This window comes from Streptomyces sp. MB09-01, assembly GCF_033794505.1.
Taxonomy (GTDB): domain Bacteria; phylum Actinomycetota; class Actinomycetes; order Streptomycetales; family Streptomycetaceae; genus Streptomyces.
Window position 1 is genome coordinate 1 of record NZ_JARAYQ010000453.1, and the last position, 3,734, is coordinate 3,734.

At 73.0% G+C, this 3,734-nt stretch carries 3 protein-coding genes; all 3 read left to right on the forward strand.

All coding sequences use genetic code 11. From position 1 onward, the window contains the following. Nucleotides 1-141: 141 nt before the first annotated feature. Genes PV721_RS42120 through PV721_RS42130 form a run of 3 tightly spaced genes read left to right on the forward strand, consistent with a single transcriptional unit; the run spans nt 142 to nt 3,706 of the window. Nucleotides 142-663: a PadR family transcriptional regulator gene (locus tag PV721_RS42120; RefSeq protein ID WP_319733998.1), complete on the forward strand. Its 522-nt coding sequence runs from the start codon at nt 142-144 to the stop codon at nt 661-663. Then, nucleotides 663-1,352: an ABC transporter ATP-binding protein gene (locus PV721_RS42125; RefSeq protein WP_319734002.1), complete on the forward strand. Its 690-nt coding sequence runs from the start codon at nt 663-665 to the stop codon at nt 1,350-1,352. The genes PV721_RS42120 and PV721_RS42125 overlap by 1 nt, the downstream gene beginning before the upstream one ends. Beyond that, nucleotides 1,349-3,706 carry an FtsX-like permease family protein gene (locus PV721_RS42130; protein WP_319734004.1) on the forward strand — a complete coding sequence of 786 codons (2,358 nt, stop codon included), beginning with the start codon at nt 1,349-1,351 and terminating at the stop codon, nt 3,704-3,706. Before PV721_RS42125 ends, PV721_RS42130 begins: the two co-directional genes overlap by 4 nt. The last annotated feature ends 28 nt before the right edge of the window (nt 3,707-3,734 follow it).

Genomic DNA, 3,734 nt, shown 5'->3' on the forward strand with positions numbered 1-3,734 from the left:
GCCCCATCCCCCGCCGGGGCCGCCCCCCGAAGTCCGCGGAATGACCGCACCCCAGGGGCCGGCCCGCGCTCGGCGCGGTCCGGCCCCTACCTTCCCTCCCTCTATACACTGTGCGTATACACACGGTGTAGAGTCGTCGGCATGTCCATCGGTCACACGCTCCTGGGCCTCCTCGAGGCCGGCCCGCGCCACGGTTACGACCTCAAGCGGACCTTCGACGAGAAGTTCGGTCACGACCGCCCCCTCGCCTACGGGCAGGTCTACTCGACCATGTCCCGCCTCCTGAAGAACGGCCTCGTCGAGGTCGACGGCGTGGAGAGCGGTGGCGGCCCCGAGCGCAAGCGGTACGCCATCACCGACGCCGGGATCACCGACGTCGAGGCCTGGCTCTCCCAGCCCGAGAAGCCCGAGCCCTACCTCCACTCGACCCTCTACACCAAGGTCGTCCTCGCCCTGCTCACCGGCCGCCGCGCCGACGAGCTGCTGGACACCCAGCGCGCCGAGCACCTGCGCCTCATGCGCATCCTCACCCAGCGCAAGCGCAAGGGCGACATGGCCGACCAGCTCGTCTGCGACCACGCCCTCTTCCACCTGGAGGCGGACCTGCGGTGGCTGGAGCTCACCGCGGCCCGCCTCGACCAGCTCGCGCGGGAGGTCCGCTGATGATGACCCCGGCCGGTTCCCTCCTCGCCGCGACGGACCTGCGCAAGGCGTTCGGAAGCACCAAGGCCCTCGACGGCGCCGAGTTCTCCATCCACCCCGGCGAGGTCGTCGCGGTCATGGGCCCCTCCGGCTCCGGCAAGTCGACGCTGCTGCACTGCCTCGCGGGCATCGTCCCTCCCGACTCCGGCTCCATCACCTACGCCGGACGCGAGCTCAGCTCCATGGGCGATGCCGAACGCAGCGAGCTGCGCCGCACCGAGTTCGGCTTCGTCTTCCAGTTCGGCCAGCTCGTACCGGAGTTGACCTGCGTGGAGAACGTCGCCCTCCCGCTGCGCCTGACCGGCGTCAAGCGCAAGGAGGCCGAACGCATCGCCCTGCACCGGATGGAGCAGCTCCAGGTGGAGGACGTCGGGGCCAAGCGGCCCGGGGAGATATCCGGCGGCCAGGGGCAGCGCGTGGCCGTCGCCCGCGCCCTGGTCACCCGCCCCCGGGTGATCTTCGCCGACGAGCCCACCGGAGCCCTCGACTCCCTCAACGGCGAACTCGTCATGCAGCTGCTCACGGAGGCCGCGCGGTCCGCGAACGCCGCCGTCGTGCTCGTCACGCACGAGACGCGCGTGGCGGCCTACTCCGACCGCGAGATCGTCGTGCGCGACGGGAAGTCCCGCGACATGGAGCGGATCGTATGAGCCGGCTCCAGGTCTGGGCCCGCGATCTCGGCATGGGCACCCGCTTCGCCTTCGGCGGCGGCCGCGAGGGATGGACCCGCACCCTGCTCACCGGTGTCGGTGTCGGCCTCGGCGTCGCCCTGCTGCTCATCAGCACCGCGATCCCCGGCGCCCTCGCCCAGCGGTACGAGCGCGGCGACGCACGGTCGACGTTGAACTCCGAGCGGGCCGACGCCCCCGGGCCCGACACCCTGCTGATCGCCCGCATCGGCCAGACGTACCGGAACAAGGACATCGACGGGCACATGATCCGGGCCGAGGGCCCGGACGCCCCGCTGCCGCCCGGTCTGAAGCGGATCCCCGGCCCGGGCGAGATGGCCCTCTCCCCCGCCCTCGACGAGTTGCTGAAGTCCTCCGACGGCGCCCTGCTGCGTGAGCGGCTCGACGCGCGCGTCAGTGAGATCGTCGGCGCCCCGGGGCTGGTCGGCCCCGGCGAACTGCTCTTCTACCTGGGCAGCGACACCCTCCGGAAGAACGGCCCCGAGGACTACCGCGTCCAGCGCGTCACCGGCTTCGGCCACGACACGGACCGCGAGGGCCTCGACCCCGTGCTCATGCTGATGGTCGTCCTGACGTTCGTCGCCCTGCTGATGCCCGTCGCCGTGTTCATCGCCACCGCCGTCCGCTTCGGCGGGGAGCGGCGCGACCGGCGGCTCGCCGCCCTGCGGCTGGTCGGCGCCGACGGCAGGATGGTGCGCCGGATCGCGGCCGGCGAGGCGCTGGCCGGCTCTCTGATCGGACTGGTGCTGGGCGCCGGCTTCTTCGCCGTCGGCCGCTCCCTGGTGGGGAGCTTCAGCCTCCAGCAGCGCAGCGTCTTCCCCGCCGACCTGGACCCGGCGCCCTGGCTCGCCGTGCTGGTCGCCCTCGCGGTGCCCGCGGCGGCGGTGGCCGTGACCCTGTTCGCGCTGCGCGGCGTGGTCATCGAGCCGCTGGGCGTCGTCCGTACGGCCAAGCCCGCCCGGCGTCACATCTGGTGGCGGCTGCTGCTCCCGCTGGTCGGAATCGGCCTGCTCCTGCCCATGGGCGGCCGCGGCAACGACCACGGCAGGTTCAACCAGTGGCAGGTCGCCGGAGGCGTGGTGCTGCTGCTGGTCGGGGTCACCGTGCTGATCCCCTGGCTGCTGGAACGCTTCGTCGCGAAGATGTCCGGCGGCCCGGTCTCCTGGCAGCTGGCCGTGCGCCGGCTCCAGGTCAACAGCGGGGCCGCCGCCCGCCTCGTCAACGGCATCGCCGTGGCCGTCGCGGGCGCCATCGCCCTCCAGATGCTCTTCGCGGGCGTCGAGGGCGACTACACCAGGGCGACCGGCCAGGATCCCGGCAGGGCCGCCGTCGCGGTCTTGGTGAACCGCGATGCGGGGACGCGCATGGACGACCTCGCGCAGCGGATCTCCGCCGTACAAGGCGTCACCCGCGCCGTCCCGCTGACCTCCGCGCAGGCCGCCCACCAGGTGCCCGCGGCGGAGGAGACGGTCCAGGTGACCATCGGCACCTGCGACGCGCTCGGCGAGGTCGCGACACTCGGCTCCTGCAAGGACGGCGACGCCTTCGTGGTGACCGGCTCCCGCTCGGAGGACGTCTACGGGGGCGCGGCGAAGCCCGGCGACGAGCTGTTCGTCGGCGACGTCAGGGGGTACGGGTCCGGGTCCGGGACGGCCGACAGGCCCGGTCCGGCGAAGTGGAAGGTCCCGGCGGACGCCCGCACGGTCCCCAGCCGGGAGGACCCCACCGGGCAGCTGCGCGGCGGTCTGCTGGTGACCCCGTCGGCCGCGCCGAAGGAGATCGGCGAATTCCCGGACGCGCGGATCTTCGTCCAGGTCGACGAGTCCGGTCCGGACGCCCTCGACCGGGCGCGCAACGCCGTCTTCAAGGCGGACCCGTTCGTCACGGCGATGACGCTGCGGCACAGCGCCGAGGCCGCCGGCTACTCCTCGATCCGCACGGGGCTGTTCTTCGGCGCCACCGCCGTACTGGTCCTGATCGGCGGAAGCCTGCTCGTCTCCCAGCTGGAGCAGTTGCGCGAGCGCCGGCGGCTGCTCTCCTCCCTGGTCGCCTTCGGCACCAAGCGCTCCACGCTGAGCCTGTCCGTGCTGTGGCAGACGGCCGTGCCGATCGTGCTGGGCCTGGTGCTGGCGGCCGGGGCGGGCGTGGGGCTGGGCGCCGTCCTGATGAGCATGGCCGCCCGGCCGGTCCGGATCGACTGGGCGTCGGTGCTCGGGATGACGGCGGCCGGCGCGGGTGTGGTGGTCGTGGTGACCCTGCTCAGCCTGCCGCCGCTGCTGCGGCTGATGCGTCCGGACGGCCTGCGTACGGAGTGACCCCTGTACGCCCCCGACCCCGTACGCC

Bases quoted from the DNA above. Each gene is read 5' to 3' on its own strand.
- PV721_RS42130 (WP_319734004.1), top strand. From the start codon at position 1,349: ATGAGCCGGCTCCAGGTCTGGGCCCGCGATCTCGGCATGGGCACCCGC.
- PV721_RS42125 (WP_319734002.1), top strand. From the start codon at position 663: ATGATGACCCCGGCCGGTTCCCTCCTCGCCGCGACGGACCTGCGCAAG.
- PV721_RS42120 (WP_319733998.1), top strand. From the start codon at position 142: ATGTCCATCGGTCACACGCTCCTGGGCCTCCTCGAGGCCGGCCCGCGC.